We start from the raw sequence: 19350 nt of genomic DNA on the forward strand, positions 1-19350 counted from the left end.
AGCGGAACGCGGAGCGTCCCTGGCGGCGTTCCCGGGCAGAGCGTGGGAACGATCATGTACGCCGGCAAACGCAAAACGCCCCGCAAGCGGGGCGTCTGTTCAACCAGTGTTGCTTGTGTCAGCGAATACCTGCGTTACGCAACGCCGCCGGCGTGAAGTCTGCCAGTTTGGTGCGGGCGCCGTACTGAGGCGCCGATTTCGCTTCGTTGCTCATGGTAGCGACGATGTAGCGACCGGCCAGAAGGTCGTAGAACCCCTGGGCGGCAGGTGCATTCAAGCTTTTTTCATAATTGTTGTAGGTGTAGTTTTCACCGACGCGCCACAGTTGGCCGCGGCCGTCGTAATGGTCCACCTCGGAGAGTACCCAGGTGTCTTCATCGAAATACATGTCGCGCTTGGCGTAGATATGCCGTTCGCCCGCCTTCAGTGTCGCCTGCACGTGCCACACACGATGCAGCTCGTAGCGGGTCAGGTCCTGGTTGATATGGCCAGGCTTGATGATGTCCGCGTACTTCAGGTTTGGCGACTGCAGCTTGTAGTTGTTGTAGGGAATGTACATCTCCTTCTTGCCGATCAGCTTCCAGTCATAGCGATCGGGCGAGCCGTTCATCATGTCGGCGTTGTCGGAAGTGCGCATGCCATCCGAGGCCAGGCCAGGAGCATCGTAGGCCAGCTGTGGCGCGCGGCGAACACGGCGCTGACCGGCGTTGTAGGTCCAGGCCTTGCGCGGCTCGGTGACCTGGTCGATGGTTTCATGGGCCATGGACACCGTGCCGGCCAGGCGCGCCGGCGCGTCGACGGCGAAAATGTAGTAATAGAGGATGTTCTTCTCGGCTTGCAGGTCCACGCCCTCCATGTATTGCGGGAAGCTGTTCTGGTCGTGCGTCTCGACGATGGTGTAGTCACCATTGACCTGCGGCACCGCCTGGACCGACCAGCGCTCGACGTTCTCGCCGCGAAAGCGCGTTACAAAGTTCCAGTAGACCTCGACGCCACTCTTGGGGATCGGGAAGGCGTAGTAACGCGAATCGGCGAAATTAGCCAAGCCAGTACCGTCGTTGACCAACTGCACATTGACCGCACTTTTCTTCGCGGCCGCGTAGATGCCCACAGGCGCCGCAGCGGTACGGTGACTGGGATAGACCGGAATTTTGTAAGTGTCCGGATAGCGCTGGAACATGGCGAGCTGGCCGGGTGTCAGCTTGTCCTTGTATTGCTGGGCGTTGGCCGCAGTGATGGTGAACAGCGGCTTCTCGTTCTTGAAGGGGTCGCCCAGGAAACCCTTGGCGTCCACCGGCGCGGCGCCGGGCTTGAGGCCGCCATCCCACGCGGGAATGCTCTTGTCGGCGTTGCCTTCCTTTTGCGCGCCCAGTGGCGTCAACGAAGTGCCAAGCTGTGCCGCTTCCTGTTCGCTGACGGCGGCCATGACGCCGCTGGCCAGCAGGGAGAGCGCCAGGCCTGCGCAGGTGATGATCTTGCTTGCTTTCATGGATGTACCCTCTGTCTGTTGCGGCTCAGAAGTTGACGCCGAAGCTGAGCGAGACGAAGTCCCGGTCTGTGGTGGTGTTGAATTGGCCGCCGAAGAAGTCCGTGTAGCTCAGGCTTGCGGTGTAGGTGGAGAGGTAGTCGGCATCCACGCCGACGCTGACGGCCTTCGCGCCTTCCTCGAAGTTCGGGCCCCAGCCGTCCACGTCATGGGACCAGGCCAGGTTCGGCGAGAGGTTGATGCCGGCGATGACGTTGGTGTAGTCCAGCTTCGCTCGCGCTCGATAACCCCAGGAATCGGTGGTGTAGAAGCCGTGGCTGTTGCACTCCTTCTGCGGGTTGGTCGCGGTGGCGCAGACGCTGGCATTCTGGGTACCGGGGAATTCACCGGCGCCAAACACCGGGCTACGGCCAAAACGGATATCGGTGCCATCCGCCGAGCCAAGGCCATTGATGCGGTTGTAGCCGACTTCGCCGACCAGGGTCAGGCGGCTGGCACCCAGGATCTGATCGAAGAACTGCGTGGCCGTCACCTGCGCCTGCATCACCGGCATCCGTTTGTAGCCAGGCAGGTCACCGCCCAGCGCCTGCGCGGTTTCGCCGGAGGTAAAGACCGGAGAGGTCTGGGTAGTGAAATTGGTATCGGTGGATTGGATCGCTGCCAGGTTCAGGTCGGCGGTGTTGATTTGCAGCGGCATGTTCGGGCGGTAGCTCAGCTCGCCACCGACGGAGGTTTCGCCCAGGGTGGTCTGGAAACTCAGCCCATAAAGGCGGATGTCTTCCGGATAATCGACGAAGTAGCGCGCGGCACGTACCCGGTCGAACTGGTTCTGCGCCACGCCCAGTGCCCGTGCAGCGGGTGGCAGGGCGCCCACCTGGGCCGCGGTGATCGGCGCGACGGTGGTTTGCTTGAAGCTAAGGTAAGGGTTGCGGCTGTGGTAGTTCATGGCATAGAAGCCGAACTCGGTGTCGTGCAGGTCCGGGGCGAACCAGCGCAAGGCGATGCCGTATTGGCCACTGTCCCGCGGATCGTTGTCCTTGACGCGGGGCATGTAGACGTCGTCCACCACGCGGCCGCTGAGAATCTGCGCCGCGGTCGCGGTGTTGTTGGCTACGCCTGGGACGAGGTCGGGGCCGGCGAACACCAGGCGATCGTTGCAGCCCTGGGGCAGGGGATCGGAACCGAAGAAGGTGCCGCAGTTATCGACCACCGAATTGGCCCATTGGATCTGGTAGAAGCCCTCGACGGTAAGGTTCTCCGCCAGGCCCTGGGACAAATAGAGCATGTTGACCGGGATCAGGCCTTCCTTCACTTCCGCGCCAGGGCGGCGCAAGGCGGCGACGTCGACCGGGTTGATGCTGTTGATCGAGTTGCCGATGAAGGTGCTCTCGCCCCAGCTCACCACCTGTTTACCCAGGCGCACGTTGCCCGGCAGGTCGCCCAGGTTGTAGTTGTGATAGATGAAGGCGTCCAGGAACTCCGCCCCCGAAGACTTGGCCAGGTCATCGCGGCCGCTGTCGTCGATGTCGTAGAACCGACGGTGCTCGTCCTTCAGTTCGAAGTCATACCAATACTTGCCGCGCACGAAGACGCCGCTGTCGCCGTACTTCAGTTCAAGGTCATGCACGCCCTTGAAGATCTTCGAGAAGGTTTCTCCCTTCTTGAAGTTCTGCCGGTTGTCATCCGCTGTGCGAGTGGCCGATTCACCCCGAAGGCCAAGGGTGTTGGCGGCGTTGATGAATTTGGGGTCAGGCCCACGTACGGCCCAACTGGAACCGATGGATAGGGATGAATCGAACTGACCTTCGATTTCGCCGATCTGGAAGTCGACAGCGTTGGCACCGGCGCACGACCCAAGGCCCACGGCCAAGGCCAGCAGGTGAGGGCGCAACTCGATGGGAAAAGTGGTGGTGGACCACTGGCGTCGGGAGCTCTTATGTCTTGCGAAAGTCACGTGTTGGTTACCCCTTTGATCTTGTTGTTCTTGTGTACCGCCACGCAACGCTAACGCCACTGCCTTTTGTGCCTCCCCCTCGAGTGGGGGGGGATCCCCCTCCACTGGTCGCGCCCCCCGATTGCTTTGCGCATGGCCTTGAAGCCCCCTCCACCGGAGGGGGTATGGGGGCGTGCGGTGTACGTGACCATCGTTCGACGGTTTGCTGCGCTCGCTCCAGGCTGGGGCGTGCGGCACAGGCCTGATAACTGACCTTGGAGAAAGTGATGTCCCAGAAAGTAATTGTTGCCGGTGTCGGCATGATCCCCTTTGCCAAGCCCGGCCAGAGCGGTACCTACGTCGAGATGGGCGCGCAAGCCATTCGCCAGGCGCTGCAGGATGCCGGCCTGGATTACCGCAAGGTGCAGCAGGCCTACGCCGGTTATGTGTACGGCGACTCCACCAGCGGCCAGTCGGCGCTCTACGAGGTGGGCCTGACCGGTATTCCGGTAATCAACGTCAACAACAACTGCGGCAGCGGCTCATCCGCGCTCTACCTGGCGCGCCAGGCGGTGGAAAGCGGTGCGGTGGATTGCGCGCTGGCGTTTGGCTTTGAGCAGATGCAGCCCGGCGCCCTCAAATCCCATTGGCTTGATCGGCCGATCACTTATGGCAAGGGCCATGAAGTGGCCGACGCGATCTTCCCTGAAGGCCGTGAAATGCCGGACGCCCTGAAGTTCTTCGGCGGCGCGGGCAAAGAGCACATGGAGAAATACGGCACGAAGATGGAAACCTTCGCCGCCATTCGCGCCAAGGCCAGCCGCCATGGTGCGAACAACCCGTTGTCGGTATTCAAGAAGGTACTGACGACCGAAGAAGTCATGGCCGACCAGGTGATTTTCCCGGGCGTCATGACCCGTCTGATGGCGTGCCCGCCGACCTGTGGCGGTGCTGCAACCATTCTGGTTTCTGAGCGTTTCGCCAAGCAACACGGTTTGCGTACCGATGTCTGCATCCTGGCCCAGTCCCTGGTGACCGACCAGCCGCAAGCTTTCGAACCGCGTTCGCTGATCAGCATCGTCGGCGTTGGCATGACTCGTCAGGCGTCCACTGAAGTCTACGAAAAAGCGGGCGTCGGCCCGGAAGACATCCGCATCTGCGAACTGCACGACTGCTTCGCCCACAACGAACTGTTGACCTATGAAGGCCTGGGTTTCTGCCCGGAAGGCGGTGCCGAAAAATTCGTCATGGACGGCGACAACACGTATGGCGGGCAAGTGGTGATCAATCCGTCCGGCGGTCTGCTGTCCAAAGGTCACCCGCTGGGCGCCACCGGCCTGGCCCAATGCTACGAGCTGACCCATCAGCTTCGCGGCACCGCCGACAAACGCCAGGTCGACAATATCCAGCACGCCTTGCAGCACAACCTGGGCTTGGGCGGCGCGGGCATCGTGACGCTTTTCGGCCGCGGCTGATGACACGGCGTGCCTGTCGAGGGCGCGCCTTTTTCTCACAATGAGGACTGCGTGACATGCCAGACAAGAGTCTGATCGGCCGCTCATTGGGCGTGACCACTTGCGAAGTTGAAAAGGGGCGCCTGCGCTTTTTCGCCAAGGCCATCGGCGAAACCGACCCGGTGTACACCGACGAAGATGCCGCCCGAAACGCCGGGCACCGCTCATTGCCGGTACCGCCCAGTTTCCTGATGTGCCTGGAAGCCGAAGGGCGCGACAGCGACCATATCGTCCAGGACATATTCGGCTTCGACCTGGGGCGCATCCTGCATGCCGAACAGGGGTTCGACTATCACGGCCTGGCCTATGCCGGCGACGTGCTCACCTTCGACACCCGGGTGGTGGATGTCTACGAGAAGAAAGGCGGGGCGCTGACCTTCGTGGTGCAACAAACCCGTGTCACCAACCAGGAAGGTCAGCACATCGCTGATATCCGCTCTTCACTCGTGCAACGCTGAGGAACCCGTCATGAACTTGCCCCAGCTGCACGATGTGCAGATCGGCTTTGAGCTGCCGCCACTGGCTTTACCTGCTATCAACCGTACTACCCTGGCGTTGTATGCGGGCGCCTCGGGTGATCACAACCAGGTGCACATCGACCTGGATTTCGCCCGCAAGGCCCGTCAGCCCGATGTCTTTGCCCACGGCATGCTCTCGGTGGCCTACCTCGGCCGCCTGCTCACCGCCTGGATACCGCAGCAGCAGATCCGCAGCCTGGCAGTGCGCTTCACCGGCATTACCCAACTGGGTCACATCCCCACGTGCCACGGCAAGGTCATTGAGCTGTTCGAGGTCGATGGCGAACGACGTGCGCGCCTGGCGATTCGCTGTGTCAATCAGTACGGCGACGAAAAACTGCTCGGCGAAGCGACCGTGGCACTCACCTGAAATCCAACAAAAACAAGGTATATCCCCATGAAAAAGCTCGAAGGCAAAGTCGCCCTGGTCACCGGTTCCGGTCGTGGCATCGGGCGCAGTGTCGCCCTTAAACTGGCCAGCGACGGCGCGCGCGTCGTGGTCAACGACCTGGACGCCGGCCCCGCTGAAGAAGTGGTTGCGCAAATCCGTGCCCTGGGTGGTGAAGCCGTCGCGTGTGTCGGCAGCGTCACTGCGGCCGACTTCGCCGACCGCTTCGTCAAGACTGCGGTCGACAACTATGGCGCCATCGACATCATCGTCAACAACGCCGGCTACACCTGGGACAACGTGATCCAGAAGATGAGCGATGAGCAGTGGTACGCGATCATCGACTGTCACATCACTGCGCCGTTTCGCATCCTGCGCGCTGCCCAGCCGATCATCAGCGCCATGGCCAAGAAAGAGGCGGCCGAAGGTCGAGTGGTCAATCGCAAGGTGGTCAATATCGCGTCGACGTCCGCTGGCGGTAACCCAGGCCAGGTCAACTACTCCACGGCCAAGGCTGGCGTGCTGGGCATGACCAAATGCCTGGCCAAGGAATGGGGGCGCATGAAGGTCAACGTCAATGCGGTGGCCTTTGGTCATATCGAAACCCGCCAGACCCAGCCGGTGGAGGGTGACCCGCACTTCATCAACATCGAAGGTCGCGAGATCAAGGTGGGCATCAGCCCCGCCATTGTCGAACAGTCCAAAAGCATGATTCCACTGGGTCGCCCAGGCAACACCGAGGAGGCTGCTGGCGCGGTGTACCTGTTCTGCATCCCGGAATCGGATTACGTCAGCGGCCAGGTACTGGTCTGCGGCGGTGGTCTGGGTAACGTCTGAGTACAGGGCGGGGCGTTTCGGCGCTCCGCCTTGCCTGCGTTCCCGATGGTGTACATATCCGGTTCGGCGGCTGGCGTTTCCGCTTTTACAGCTACTCACTTGGTAGAACCTGTAGGAGCGAGCATGCTCGCGATGAGCCTGAGAGCACCGAGGGGTATCAGGTGCCCAGTGTTATCGTTGACGACCCTCGCGAGCATGCTCGCTCCTACAGGGCCTCGCGCGCCGGTTTGATCGTTCCCACGCTCGGCGTGGGAACGATCATGAGGCATCAGGCCTGCAGTCAGATCGCCTGCTTGTCTTCAACCTTCGGTGCGAGCGGTTTTCGGCCAACGCGTCGACCTTTCGCTACCTTCGGTGCCTGTTGTGCCAAGCCCTTCATCTCCTCGTACGAATCCATAAGACACTGCGCGAGAAAGTCCGGGTCGGGAACGACGTTCGGTGAGCTGGTCAGTGAAATGAACATCTTCCCGCAGTAGCTGGAGGGGTTCCAGATCAACGACAGTCCATCGACCAGCGGGCCGACACCGCACCAATACACCAGCTTGGCGCCGAGCATGTAGAGCGGCACATTGGGGCCGGGGACGTTGGTCACCATGCAATTGTGCAGGATCACCGGGCCCTTGCCGCCCATGCCCATCAACGTCGCCAGGCGACCGGCCAGGCCCAGGGTGGCGGGGGGCGCGAATTTCTGCAGGTTGGTCAGGTCGCTTGCACCAACTGCATTCTGGATCGCCTTGGATTGCGAGGTGGCAACCTGCAACGCCTCCAGGCGGGCGACCGGGTCTTCGATGTCTGTGCGCAGGGGGAAGGTCAGCATTGACACAGTGTTGCCGGCGGCGACGCTTTCATTGCCCTGGCGGGTGTTGACCGGTGCCAGGGTCACCAACGATTTCTCTGGCAGTTCATCCTTCGCGATCAGGTAGCGACGCATCGCGCCGCCGACCAAGGCCAGTACCGCATCGTTAACCGTGGCCCCGGGCACCAGGCTCTTGATCTGTTTCACTACGCCCAGATCGAGCGTGACCGAATCCCAGACCCGGCTGGACGTCACGTTACTGTTGAAGCGGGTGCGCGGCGCGCCGCCTTCGGAGCCCAATACCGAATAGGCCATTTTGCGCAGGCTGGCCATGGTGAGCTTGGGCAGCACGCGCGCCAACGGCAGGGCCATGCGCGCGCAGGACATGGCGTTGTCGGTCAGCATGCGGCTGAGCGTGTCCAGCGGTCCCCGGCCCGTCGGCAAGCTCTCCGCTGCGCTCGCCTTGTCCACCACTGCAACGGGCTTGCCCTGCGCGCCGGCCACATCGTGCAGGGCCCAGGTCAGTTCCGCTGCGGCGGCGCCATCCATCGCAGCGTGGTGGGTCTTGGTGAGAATGGCGAAGCTGCCCTTGGGGATGCCCTCGATGTTGTCGAGGCCTTCGATCACGTACATCTCCCAGGGTGCCCGGGAAAGATCCACGGAGCGGGCATGGATACGCGACACCATGATGCAGAACTGGCGCCAGTCGCCTGGTTTGGGCAGCGCGAAATGGCGAACGTGGAAGTCGATGTCGAACAGATCGTCTTCCACCCAATAGGGATAACCGAGACCGAAGGGCACTTGGACGATCTTGCGCTTGAACACCGGCGAGACGTCCAGGCGCTCGGCGATATGCTGGACGATCTGCCGAAAGCCGAGGCGTTGCCCCTCTACCGTGGATTGATCGTAGATGTAGATCATGGTGCAGTGCGACGCGGCATGCGGACGATCGACTTTCAGGAACAGGGCGTCTAGCCCGCTCAGTTTGCTCATCGTTGAGGCTCTCACTAGGTAGTAGATGTGGAATGCCCGAGAGCTGTCGATCGAGCTCGTCCGGGCCCCGTCAATGCGACGAAGGTCGACGCCTGTCAGATTCGTCGATCTGCGGTTGCCCGGTCCCCCTGCAAAAGGGGGGGAGTACCTGGCTGGCGCGGTCTTTATCCTGCACGCTGTCGCAGGGGCCTGTGCGCGTCGTCGGGACGCGCAAGCTGACCCTCGGCCGCAGAGGAGTTTTGTGTGTTGATTGAAGAACGCTGCGCGAGTGTGCAACAGTCAGGCGATTCACTCAGTCCCTGGTGGGAGCGTTTGCCCGAAGACTTCTGGCGGCAGGCCGATGGCACTGAACTGGATCCCCGACACCCCTTGAAGATCCATGGCACTGCCGCTATCGAACGAGTGATGCGCACCGCCTTGTCGACTACGGTCGCGGCAAGCGCCCTGGCGACGCTATCCAGGCCTGGCCGTTTGCAGCGTGAATTCGAGGCACTGAGTTTCTACGAACCGCTGGCGCGCGCCGCCGACGCCTCGCGGGTATTTCTGCCGCCGCCAAAGGACATCGTGATCGCGCAGCGCGAGTTGCCCGGCAAGGACATCCGCCGCCTGCAGTTGCGTTTCGCAAGCCCATTCAAACCACTCAACCCGTACGCCCGCCCGCAGTTCGAGTCCATGCAGCGCAACGCCTACGCACATGCGCAGCACTGGTGCCATGGCGATCGGCCGCGACCGACGCTGATCGTCATCCATGGTTTCGCCGCTGACCCGCACTGGATCAATGCCCACGTCCTGTCGCTGGCCGGTTTTTACCGACGCGGCTACGACGTCCTGTTATTCACGTTTCCGCACCACGGCCCGCGCGCCGAACGCGGTAACTGGTTCAGCGGCCAGGGACTGTTCGGCAGTGGGCTGGCGGCGTTTAACGAGGCGCCGCTGCATGCGATCCACGACCTGAGGGTGTTCATCAGTTATCTGCAGGGGCGTGGCGTCGAGCAGATCGGTGTGACGGGCATTTCCCTGGGAGGTTACACCGCGGCGCTGCTGGCGGCCGTTGACGAGCGCCTGGCCTGGTGCGTGCCGATTGTGCCCGCGGTCAGCCCGATCGATGCGTTCCTTGAGTGGCAACCCACGGGGCTACTGCTTTCCCGGCTGATGCGCAGCCAGGGCATTGGCGTGGCGCAAATGCGCGGGTTATTGGCCGTGCACAACCCGCTGACCTACGCCCCGTGCCTGGACGGCGAGCGCATGCTGGTCATCGGCGGCGCGGGAGACCGGGTCACCTTGCCACGACATGTGCGCCTGCTGCACCAGCACTGGCCGGGCAGCGAGATGCACTGGTTTGCGGGCAACCACATCCTGCATCTGGGCCGGGGTGAGTACCTGGCACGCATGGGTCAATTGATGGATCGTTACGCTGGCACCTTGTAGGCGCGAGCCTGCTCGCTCCTACAAGATGCCGCGTTTCCCAAGTTCCTCGGCATAACCCGATACCCCTGTAGGAGCGAGCCTGCTCGCGATGGACGTTAACGAAAACACGGATTCCTGGATGAACTCGGCGTCTTCACACTCATCGCGAGCAGGCTCGCTCCTAAAGGTTATGGTTTATGCCTTGGAATCCCGTCGATCCTTCAGGGCGTGAGCCGGTATCCCGATCAGCAACACCAGCGCTCCTAGCACCATCACGAGCGCCATCACATCGAACGCCAGGTACAGGCTGCCAGTGGCGGATTTAATCGAGCCGACAGCGGCCTGGCTGAGCACGCCGGCAAGGTTGCCCAGGCTGCTGATGACTGCAATGCCACCTGCCGCACCGGCCTTGTTCAGCAAAGCCGGCGGGATCGTCCAGAACAGCGGTATTGCCGACAGCGCAGCAGCGGAGCCCAAGCTCATGAGAAAGATCGACAGCACCACATTGCCCTGCGCCAGGCCGAGCAGGGCAAAACTGCCCGCACCCACGATCATGGTCAGGCCCAGATGCCAGCGGCGTTCCATATGCCGGTCGGAACTGCGCCCCAGCAAATACATGGCGCACACCGCGACGATAAAGGGCAGGGCGGCCAGCATGCCGATCAGCTTCAGGTCTTCCAGGCCGAAGCCGCGGATCAGCGTCGGGATCCAGTAGGTCACGGTGTTTGAACCGCTGTAGATGCAAAAGTAGACGAGTCCGGCGATGTACATTCGAGGCTCGCGCAGCACGCCGCCGAAGTGACTGCCAACCGCGCCCGGCTCACTGCAAATGTCCTGGGCGATCTGGCGCTTTTCTTCAGCGGTCAGCCAATTGGACTGCTCGGGACGGTCAGTCAGCCAGAACCAGCCGAAGATGCCCAGTAGAATGGTGGGCGCGCCGGTCAGGATGAACAGCATTTGCCAGTCCTTGAACCCCAGCCAGCCATCCAGGTGGGTCATGATCACGCCAGACAGCGGTCCGCAAATGATCCCGGCCATCATGCCCGCCATCAACAATCCGGCCGTGACCCGCCCACGCAAGGACGCTGGCAACCAGTACGTCATGTACAGGATTATTCCCGGAAAGAACCCGGCCTCAGCCATGCCCAGCAGGAACCGTGCGGCGATCAATTGGTTGGCCGTGGTGACGAAGGCGGTCGCCACGGTGACCATGCCCCACAGCAACATGATGCGCGTGATGGTGCGGCGAGCGCCGACCCGTTGCATATACAGGTTGCTGGGGACCTCGAAGAGGATATAGCCGAGGTAGAAAATCCCCGCGCCGATACCGTAGGCAGCGTCGCTGAGCAGAATGTCCTCGGCCATGCGCAGCTTGGCAAACGACAGGTTTATACGGTCGATGGCATTGACGATGAACGCCAGCATCAGGAAGGGCATCAACCGCCACAGCACCTTGGCGTAGACGCGCCTCGTGCCAGGGTCTGCGCTAGCGATGTCTGGATACTGCGAGAGGGTGTCATTCATGTGTCGCTCCGACGCGGATAGTGGTGATTGGGAGACTTGAGGTTGTTCACACGACGAGCTCGATCAGGAACGGCCCCGGTCGGCGATTGGCCATGGCGAACAGTTCGTTGAAACGCTCCATGGTGTCGGCCCTTGCCGCTTCCACACCCATGCCCGTGGCGATCTGCACCCAGTCCAGGTCCGGGTTGCCGAGATCGAGCATGTTCATGGCGGTCGCACCGGCCGTGGCACCGACGTTGGCTAGTTCGAGTTGGAGGATGGCGTACTTGCGGTTGGCGAGGATCACTACGGTGACGTCGAGCCGCTCGCGGGCCATGGTCCACAGTGCCTGCGGCGTATACATGGCGGAACCGTCGGCCTGCAGGGCGACTACCCGTCGCTCGGGAGCGGCGACCGCGGCGCCGAGGGCCATAGGCAGGCCGTGACCGATGGCGCCACCGGTGTTCTGCAGCCAGTCATGGGGTGCGGCATGCCGGGTTCCTGGATAGAACGCATGGCCAAAGGTCGCGGCCTCATCGACCACGATCGCATGTTCCGGCAGCAGGACACTGAGTGACTGGGCGACCGCTGCGGAACTCAGCGGGCCGCTGCCGAGTTGGGTTTCGGCAGCGGTCTGGGGGCAGGTCAGCGGCGGCGCTGCCAGCTCCTCGGCCAAGCGGCGCAGAGCATCGGCCAGGTCCTCTTCCGGGCGCGCCAGCACGTGGACCGTGGCATCGTCTGCATAGGGCCGCGAGGATTTGCCCGGGTAGGCGAAAAAATTCGCGGGTGCCGGGGCGCCGACCAGGATGACATTGGCGATGCCGTCGAGCCGGGCGCGGGCGGCGTCTGCGAAGTAGGGTATCCGCTCGATCTCGAAGCGCCCGCGCCCGCGGGGTATGCGCGCGTTTTGCACCGGACAGAAGAGTTGCGCACCTGTCGCCGCCGCGATGCGCTGGGCATCGGCCATGGCATCCTCTGCCAGGGCACGACCGGCCACCAGCAACAGGCTGGGCCGGCCACTGCGCAAGGTGCGGGCGATATTCAGCAGCACATCGGGGGAAACGCGTGGCGCGGGTATCGACGGCATGGGTGCTGCGACCTGGCCGCCTGCATCCCAGCTGACATCAGAGGGCAGGATCAGGCTGGCGATGCCGCCCGGTGCGGTACAGGCAGCCTGGATCGCCGCCGCAGCGGCGGTTCCGACCGCGCCAACCTCTGTAGCGGTGCGCGTCCAGACCGAGACGGGACGTGCCCAACCTTCGACGTCGGCGGTCAGTGGCGTGTCGTACTGGCGGTGATGGGTGGCGTGGTCGCCAATGATGTTGATGACCGGCGAGTTCGCTCGTCGCGCGTTGTGCAGATTGGCCAGGCCGTTTGCCAGGCCGGGGCCGCAGTGCAGCAACGTGGCCGCAGGCTTGCCGGCAATGCGCGCATAGCCATCCGCCGCGCCGGTAACGACGCCTTCGAACAGGCCCAGCACGCAGCGCATGCCGGGGACGCGGTCGAGCGCGGCAACAAAATGCATTTCGCTGGTCCCGGGATTGGCGAAGCACGTGTCCACTCCACCTTCCAGCAGCGTGCGTACCAGGCTTTCGGCACCATTGATTGGCGCACAACGGTTGCTCATGTGTATTCCTCTTGGACTTGTTGTTGTAGGCGAGGTCGTTCGTAGGGCGAGTATAGGGATCGGGCGAGTGCGTTCGTTCCGGATTCGGGTGGTCGTTGTCGTGCTGCCAACCCTATGAAAAAAATAGGTTTATTCGTTTTTTGGGAAATAGGCTCAGCGACGCCTCCGGATAACGTGGCCCCCACTCTGAAGGAGGGGGGAGAGGGATTGAGACGAACCTCTACGGTATCGGTCTGGAGCCTCACGCCAGACGAGCGGAGGTCGTCAAAACCAAAACTGGAGAACCCTTGCGATGCTATCGATGGCATTCAATACCACCCGCTCGATCATCATCGAGCGCGGTGCCGCTACCCGTCTTGCCACGCAGGTGCTGGACCTGGGGGCCAGCTCTGTGCTGCTGGTGACCGACGCGGGCGTCATGGCAGCCGGGTTGCTCGAACCGGTGCTGAGTGGTTTTGCTGCAGCGGGCGTGCCGGTGCAGGTATTTGCCGAGGTACTGGCCGACCCGCCAGAGGCAGTGATTCTCGCTGCGGTTGAAGCGGGCAGGGCTTGCGGCGCCGATTGCGTGGTCGGATTTGGTGGCGGCAGTTCGCTGGATGCCGCCAAGCTGGCTGCGTTGCTGTTGCGCGGCGGCGAGGAGCTGGCGCAGATCTATGGCATCAACCAGAGCAAGGGCGCACGCCTGCCGCTGATCCTGGTGCCCACCACCGCCGGTACTGGCTCTGAGGTTACCGCTGTCTCGGTGGTCACCACCGGTGCCGGTGAAAAGAATGTGGTGATCTCGCCATCCCTGTTGCCAGACCTGGCGGTGCTGGATGCCGAACTGACGTTGGGGTTGCCAGCGCATATCACTGCCGCGACCGGTATTGATGCCATGGTCCATGCGGTGGAGGCCTACACCAGTCGCCACCTGAAAAACCCGCTCTCCGATTGCCTCGCCAAAGATGCCTTGCGCCTGCTCTGCGGTAGCCTGCATCAAGCCTGTCACGAGGGTGCCGACCTGGTCGCTCGGGAGAACATGTTGCTGGGTGCATGCCTGGCCGGCATGGCCTTTGCCAACTCACCGGTGGCTGCGGTGCACGCACTGGCCTACCCGATTGGCGCGCGTTTCCATGTGCCGCACGGGGTGTCCAACGCGCTGGTGCTGGGTGCGGTGATGCGCTTCAACCTGGAGGCGGCAGCGCCACTCTACGCGCAGCTCGCCGAGATCGTGCTGCCAAACGAGACGGGCAGCGAACTGCAGAGAGCACGCGCCCTGGCCGATTATCTGGGCGGGCTGGCCGGTGAACTGCAATTGCCGACCCGTTTGCGCGACGTGGGCATCGGTGAGGCCGATATCCAGGCACTGGCCGAGGATGCGATGAAGCAAGCGCGCCTGCTCGGCAACAACCCGCGCACGGTAAGCCAGGCGGACGTCCTGGCCATCTACCGGGAGGTGCTATGAGCAGCAAGGCCTACCGTCCCCGACGCGAAGATTTCCGGTGCTTCTATACCCTCGGCACACGTTGGGGTGACCACGATTCCTACGGTCATGTGCAGAACATCGTCTACTACTCGTTCTTCGATTCGGCGATCAGTCATTTCCTGGTGGAGCAGGGTACCCTGGACATCGACAGCAGCCCGGTCATCGGCCTGATCGTCGAGTCGAGCTGCACTTTCCTTTCACCCATCACCTTTCCCGACGTGGTGACGGTGGGTTTGCGCATCAGCCACCTGGGCAACAGCAGTGCGCGTTACGAGCTGGGTATCTTCCGCAACGACGAATCCGAGGCGTCGGCGCTGGGCTATGTCGTCTATGTGTACGTCGATCGCGCGAGTAACGCCTCGGTCGCGATACCTGAGGGGGTACGGGAGGCGTTGCGCCGGCTTGTCGACTGATCACCAACGTGGTTGCGAATAGCCCATCAACACCACTGTGCATAGCGCACAGTGGTGTTGATGGGTTTGTATCCACGATCACAGGGACGGCAGCTGCCGCAACAGCCGTCAGTGCGAATGCCGTGGTTCGCCGCCGCTTCGGGCAATGACGCGCAAATGCAGGGTGGCCGGTTCCAGGCAGCCGCCCGTGGACAGCTGTCCGACCAGTTGCCGGTAAAGCTCTTGCCAAGGGGTTTGCGAAGCCTTGATGTTGGGCGTCCACTCGGCGCGGCGGCGGGCCATTTCGGCTTCGTCGACCAGCAGGTTCACCGATCTGGCGTTGAGGTCCACGCGCAGGCGGTCGTTGGTTTTCAGTAACGCCAGGCCACCGCCCACGGCCGCTTCCGGCGACATGTTGAGGATCGAAGGGCTGGCCGATGTGCCGCTCTGGCGACCGTCGCCAAGGCAGGGCAGGGAGTCGATACCTTGCTTGATCAGCGCTGCCGGGGGCGCCATATTCACCACTTCGGCACTGCCCGGGTAGCCCACGGTGCCCGCACCGCGAATGACCAGGATGCAGCGCTCATCGATGTCCAGCGCCGGGTCGTCGATCCGCGCGTGATAATCCTCCGGCCCTTCGAACACGATCGCCCGCGCTTCGAAGCTGTTTTCCGCGCCAGGCTCGGACAGGTAGGTCTTGCGAAAGGCTTCACCCACCACCGACATCTTCATGATCGCACTGTCGAAGAAGTTGCCGCTGAGCACGATGAAACCTGCGCGGTGCTTGAGTGGCGTTTCAAAGGGGTAGATCACATCGGCGTTACTGGTCAGCGTGCTGCTGACGATCTCGCCAATGCGCTTGCCGCTGACCGTGGCGCAGTCTTCGTGCAGGCGCCCGGCCTTTTTCAGTTCATGCATCACCGCCGGAACGCCGCCGGCGCGATGGAAACCTTCGCCAAGGTACTTGCCGGCCGGCATGCAATTGACCAGCAACGGTACGTCTTCGCCAATGCGTTGCCAGTCGTCGAGGCTCAGCTCGACGCCCATGTGCCGGGCGATGGCGATCAGGTGGGGAGGGCAGTTACTCGATGCCCCCAGTGCCGAGGCCACGGCGATGGCATTTTCGAAGGCCTCGCGGGTCATGATCTGCGAGGGCCGCACATCCTGCATCACCAGTTCGCAGATGCGCTTGCCGGTGGCGTAGGCCATTTGCCCGCGCTCGCGATACGGCGCCGGAATACTCGCGCAACCCGGTAGCGACATGCCCAGCGCTTCGGCCAGGGCGTTCATCGACAGGGCCGTGCCCATGGTGTTGCAGTGACCCACCGAAGGCGATGCCGCGGTAGTCATTTCCATGAAGCCTTCGTAATCGATTTCCCCGGCGGCCATCAGGTTGCGCGCATGCCAGAGCACAGTGCCGGAGCCGATCAATTCGCCTTTGTGGTGGCCGTCGAGCATCGGCCCGCCAGACAGGACAATGGAAGGAAGATCCGTGGTCGCGGCGGCCATCAGGCAGGCCGGGGTGGTCTTGTCGCAACCGGTGGTGAGCACGACACCATCGAGTGGATAGCCGTGGAGAATCTCCACCAGCCCCAGATAGGCCAGGTTACGATCCAGTGCGGCGGTCGGCCGGCGTGACTGTTCGGCGATCGGATGGACGGGGAACTCCATGGGGATCCCGCCCGCATCACGAATGCCGGCCTTGACCCGCTGCGCAAGTTCCAGATGATGACGGTTGCAAGGCGTCAGGTCGCTGCCCGTCTGGGCGATACCAATGATCGGACGTCCCGATTGCAGCTCTTCACGGGTCATGCCGTAGTTCATGTAGCGTTCGACATACAGGGCAGTCATGTCGGCGTGGGCAGGGTCATTGAACCATTGCTCGCTGCGCAGGCGACGTCCAGGCGTATCACTCATGATGCATTTCTCTCTTGTAATTGGATGAAGCGACACTCTTTTGCGGCATCAGCGTGCAAGCAGTCCACGGGAGGCCAGGTTACGCAGCAAGGCACTCACGCCAAAGGTCCATGGCGTTGCTTCGCAGCTGAGTGTCACCTCGTTGTGCAAACGACCAAGCAATGGGCTGCTGATACTGACCCGGTCTCCCACCTTGTGGGTGAAACCGCTGCCGACATGATCGCGATCTTCGGTCGGAGCGAACAGGGTACCGAGAAACAGCAGGAAACCATCGGGATATTGGTGATTGGCGTTGAGGGTCTGGTCGGCCAGGTCCTGTGGGTCACGGCTGATCTGGCTCATGGAACTCGATCCGTGCATGCGGTAGCCGTCCTCGCCTTGTACCTCAAGGTCGACCACGCAGGCGCGGACATCGTCCAGGCTGAAATGCTCATCGAACAGGCGGATGAAAGGCCCGATCGAGCAGGAGGCATTATTGTCCTTGGCCTTGCTCAGCAACAGCGCGCTACGGCCTTCGAAGTCGCGCAGATTGACGTCGTTGCCCAGGGTGGCACCGTGGATCTGCCCGCGGCTGTTGACCGCCAGCACCACTTCCGGTTCCGGGTTGTTCCACTGCGATCCGGGGTGAATGCCAATTCGGCTGCCACTGCCCACAGAGGCCAGCACCGGTGCCTTGGTGAAGATTTCCGCGTCCGGCCCGATACCCACTTCCAGATACTGTGACCACATGCCCTGTTCGATCAACAAGGCTTTCAAGTGCATGGCCTGTTCCGATCCCGGAACGATCGAGCGCAGGTTGTCGCCGATCACGCCGTGCACGGTGGCCCGCACAGCTTCGGCCTTGGCGGCATCGCCACCGGCCTGCTCCTCGATCACTCGCTCGATCATGCTGGCGGCGAAGGTCACGCCGGCCGCCTTGATCACTTGCAGATCCAGGGGCGCCAGCAAGTAAGGCCTGGACGGATCGGTGCCGGGGCCGGTGTTGGCCAGCAGGTCCTGGACACTGGCGATGAAAGTGCCGGGGGTCTGGCGTACTGCCGCGAGCGGGGCATCGGATTCAAGCAAGTCACTCAAGGTCGCGAAGCGCTCCGACAGGTCGAATACGCCGTCGGCGCGCAGGACGATCGGCGAAGGGCCGGCGATTCGCCCCGGCACCCAGGCACGGCCGATCAAGGTACCGGCCACGCCATCGACCGGCAGGGTGTTTTCGGGAGTAAGCATCAGCGACATGGCAATCTTCCTGGTTCGTAAAGGCTTCACGCTAGGGCGCACAGCCGATAAACTCCAATGAGATAATTTCAGTATTCGATAACGTGCAGTTATTGCTCGACGAGGGGTGCCCATGTCGGAACTTTCATTTTCCAGCGTTTGCGGATGGCTCAAATTCAGGCATTTGCAGCTGATCGATACCCTCGGGCGCACGCGCAACATGCACCTGGCAGCGCAACAGATGAATCTCAGCCAACCGGCCATCAGCAAGATGCTCAAGGAAATCGAAAGCCTGCTCGGTTTTGCCTTGTTCGAACGCCTGCCGCGCAGCATGCCGCCCACGGCGCTCGGTGAGCATGTGCTGCGCTATGCGCAGATTGCCCTGAACGATGCACGTTCGTTTGTCGAACAGATAAGCAGCCTGCGCGAGGGTGGTCACGGCCACCTCAGGATTGGCGGTATTTTCGCCGCCACCGCCGTGGCCTTGCCCGAGGCCATTTTGCAGATCAAGGAACGCTGGCCCTTACTGTCGATCGAGGTGGTGGAGCAAACCAGTAACCACCTGATGAAAATGCTCGAGGAAAAAAACCTCGACCTGGCCATCGCCCGGTTCACCGATCAAACCCAGCAGCAGCGCTACGACTTCCAGCCGCTGGCGCCCGAACCGTTCTGCATCGTGGTCAACGACCGTCATCCGCTGGCCGGTGCCGGACCTCTCTCATTGCAGCAATTGGTGGACTTGCCGTGGATTCTCTACCCGGTAGGCACCCCCATTCGCGGCCGCATGGAACTGGCATTCGCCGAAGCTGGCGTGGGCATGCCTCGCAACACCGTCGATACCATCTCCATGCAGACCTTCCTGCAGGTGCTGCAACGCGGGCCAATGATCGGCATGCTACCCCATGCCATGGTCGATCCGCTGCTCAAGAGCGGCCAGCTCAAGACCCTGGATACACCACTGCACCTGGTGCCACAGGACTACGGCATCCTCACGCGCAAGGGCGAGCAACTGCTGGGGCCAGCCCTGGAGTTTGCCGAGATATTGAAAGAGAACGCCCGGCTGGCGGCGAGTTGAAAACGATCGCAATGCGGATAGACCTGCAGAAATTTGTGATTTTTTGTAGATGGCTCCAATGCCCTGTGGGCGATTGTTGTCGGAGTACATCTCCATTGCTGCGGTCCTGCGTTCGGCCATCGTGGTTAACGGGGCGCTCGCGATCAACAGCAAAGCCAGGCGGCCTTAAAGCCGACCTGACTTTGACGGGGGTACCTCGATCCCCTGTGGGGGGAGCCTGCTGGCGATTGATCGTTCCCACGCTCTGCGTGGGAATGCCGCCAGGGACGCTCCGCGTTCCGCTGACGACG

15 protein-coding genes are annotated in these 19350 nt (G+C 62.3%); 8 read left to right on the forward strand and 7 right to left on the reverse strand.

Going from position 1 to position 19350, the window contains the following annotated elements; translation table 11 throughout:
• Positions 1-118: 118 nt before the first annotated feature.
• The gene (locus AC3WWR_RS21430; RefSeq protein WP_083349039.1) at positions 119-1489 is read right to left on the reverse strand and encodes a DUF1329 domain-containing protein; all 1371 of its coding nucleotides are present in this window, start codon (positions 1487-1489) and stop codon (positions 119-121) included.
• A gap of 25 nt (positions 1490-1514) precedes the next feature.
• Positions 1515-3383, reverse strand: a complete 1869-nt coding sequence (locus AC3WWR_RS21435; protein WP_454866391.1) for a DUF1302 domain-containing protein — start codon at positions 3381-3383, stop codon at positions 1515-1517.
• Between the two features lie 323 nt (positions 3384-3706).
• Between AC3WWR_RS21435 and AC3WWR_RS21440 the strand changes: the two genes are divergently transcribed.
• From AC3WWR_RS21440 to AC3WWR_RS21455, 4 genes are read left to right on the forward strand one after another with little or no spacing between them, the layout of a single operon-like run.
• Positions 3707-4894, forward strand: a complete 1188-nt coding sequence (locus AC3WWR_RS21440; protein ID WP_020798315.1) for a lipid-transfer protein — start codon at positions 3707-3709, stop codon at positions 4892-4894.
• A 56-nt stretch (positions 4895-4950) separates the two neighbouring features.
• Positions 4951-5391, forward strand: a complete 441-nt coding sequence (locus tag AC3WWR_RS21445) for a MaoC family dehydratase N-terminal domain-containing protein (RefSeq protein WP_083349042.1) — start codon at positions 4951-4953, stop codon at positions 5389-5391.
• A 10-nt stretch (positions 5392-5401) separates the two neighbouring features.
• Positions 5402-5821, forward strand: a complete 420-nt coding sequence (locus AC3WWR_RS21450) for a MaoC family dehydratase (RefSeq protein WP_492599040.1) — start codon at positions 5402-5404, stop codon at positions 5819-5821.
• A gap of 27 nt (positions 5822-5848) precedes the next feature.
• Entirely contained in the window at positions 5849-6676 is an 828-nt protein-coding gene (locus AC3WWR_RS21455) for an SDR family NAD(P)-dependent oxidoreductase (RefSeq protein ID WP_020798318.1), read from the forward strand.
• A gap of 280 nt (positions 6677-6956) precedes the next feature.
• On the opposite strand, the gene AC3WWR_RS21460 is transcribed toward AC3WWR_RS21455, so the two are convergent.
• Positions 6957-8465 (reverse strand): wax ester/triacylglycerol synthase family O-acyltransferase, encoded by a 1509-nt coding sequence (locus tag AC3WWR_RS21460; RefSeq protein ID WP_492599041.1) that lies wholly within the window; start codon positions 8463-8465, stop codon positions 6957-6959.
• Between the two features lie 243 nt (positions 8466-8708).
• On the opposite strand from AC3WWR_RS21460, the gene AC3WWR_RS21465 reads away from it, so the two are divergent.
• Positions 8709-9893: an alpha/beta hydrolase family protein gene (locus tag AC3WWR_RS21465; RefSeq protein ID WP_020798320.1), complete on the forward strand. Its 1185-nt coding sequence runs from the start codon at positions 8709-8711 to the stop codon at positions 9891-9893.
• Between the two features lie 174 nt (positions 9894-10067).
• Here the strand turns inward: AC3WWR_RS21465 and AC3WWR_RS21470 are convergent, their stop codons facing one another.
• Together AC3WWR_RS21470 and AC3WWR_RS21475 are read right to left on the reverse strand one after the other, a co-directional pair.
• Positions 10068-11396 carry an MFS transporter gene (locus AC3WWR_RS21470; protein ID WP_020798321.1) on the reverse strand — a complete coding sequence of 443 codons (1329 nt, stop codon included), beginning with the start codon at positions 11394-11396 and terminating at the stop codon, positions 10068-10070.
• 46 nt (positions 11397-11442) lie between these two features.
• On the reverse strand, positions 11443-13002 hold the full coding sequence (locus AC3WWR_RS21475) for an acetolactate synthase large subunit (RefSeq protein WP_020798322.1): 1560 nt from the start codon (positions 13000-13002) through the stop codon (positions 11443-11445).
• Between the two features lie 292 nt (positions 13003-13294).
• On the opposite strand from AC3WWR_RS21475, the gene AC3WWR_RS21480 reads away from it, so the two are divergent.
• Positions 13295-14446 carry an iron-containing alcohol dehydrogenase gene (locus AC3WWR_RS21480; protein ID WP_020798323.1) on the forward strand — a complete coding sequence of 384 codons (1152 nt, stop codon included), beginning with the start codon at positions 13295-13297 and terminating at the stop codon, positions 14444-14446.
• Positions 14443-14880, forward strand: a complete 438-nt coding sequence (locus AC3WWR_RS21485) for an acyl-CoA thioesterase (protein ID WP_083349046.1) — start codon at positions 14443-14445, stop codon at positions 14878-14880. Before AC3WWR_RS21480 ends, AC3WWR_RS21485 begins: the two co-directional genes overlap by 4 nt.
• Positions 14881-14988: 108 nt before the next feature.
• Here AC3WWR_RS21485 and AC3WWR_RS21490 read toward each other — a convergent pair whose 3' ends face one another.
• Both AC3WWR_RS21490 and AC3WWR_RS21495 read right to left on the reverse strand, forming a co-directional pair.
• A complete protein-coding gene (locus AC3WWR_RS21490) occupies positions 14989-16776 on the reverse strand; it encodes an IlvD/Edd family dehydratase (RefSeq protein ID WP_020798325.1) in 1788 nt (595 codons plus the stop codon).
• Between the two features lie 48 nt (positions 16777-16824).
• Positions 16825-18006, reverse strand: a complete 1182-nt coding sequence (locus AC3WWR_RS21495) for a fumarylacetoacetate hydrolase family protein (RefSeq protein ID WP_020798326.1) — start codon at positions 18004-18006, stop codon at positions 16825-16827.
• Between the two features lie 112 nt (positions 18007-18118).
• On the opposite strand from AC3WWR_RS21495, the gene AC3WWR_RS21500 reads away from it, so the two are divergent.
• Positions 18119-19060 (forward strand): LysR family transcriptional regulator, encoded by a 942-nt coding sequence (locus tag AC3WWR_RS21500; protein ID WP_020798327.1) that lies wholly within the window; start codon positions 18119-18121, stop codon positions 19058-19060.
• Positions 19061-19350: the final 290 nt, after the last annotated feature.

The sequence above is a fragment of the Pseudomonas sp. EB271-G4-1 genome, assembly GCF_058791355.1.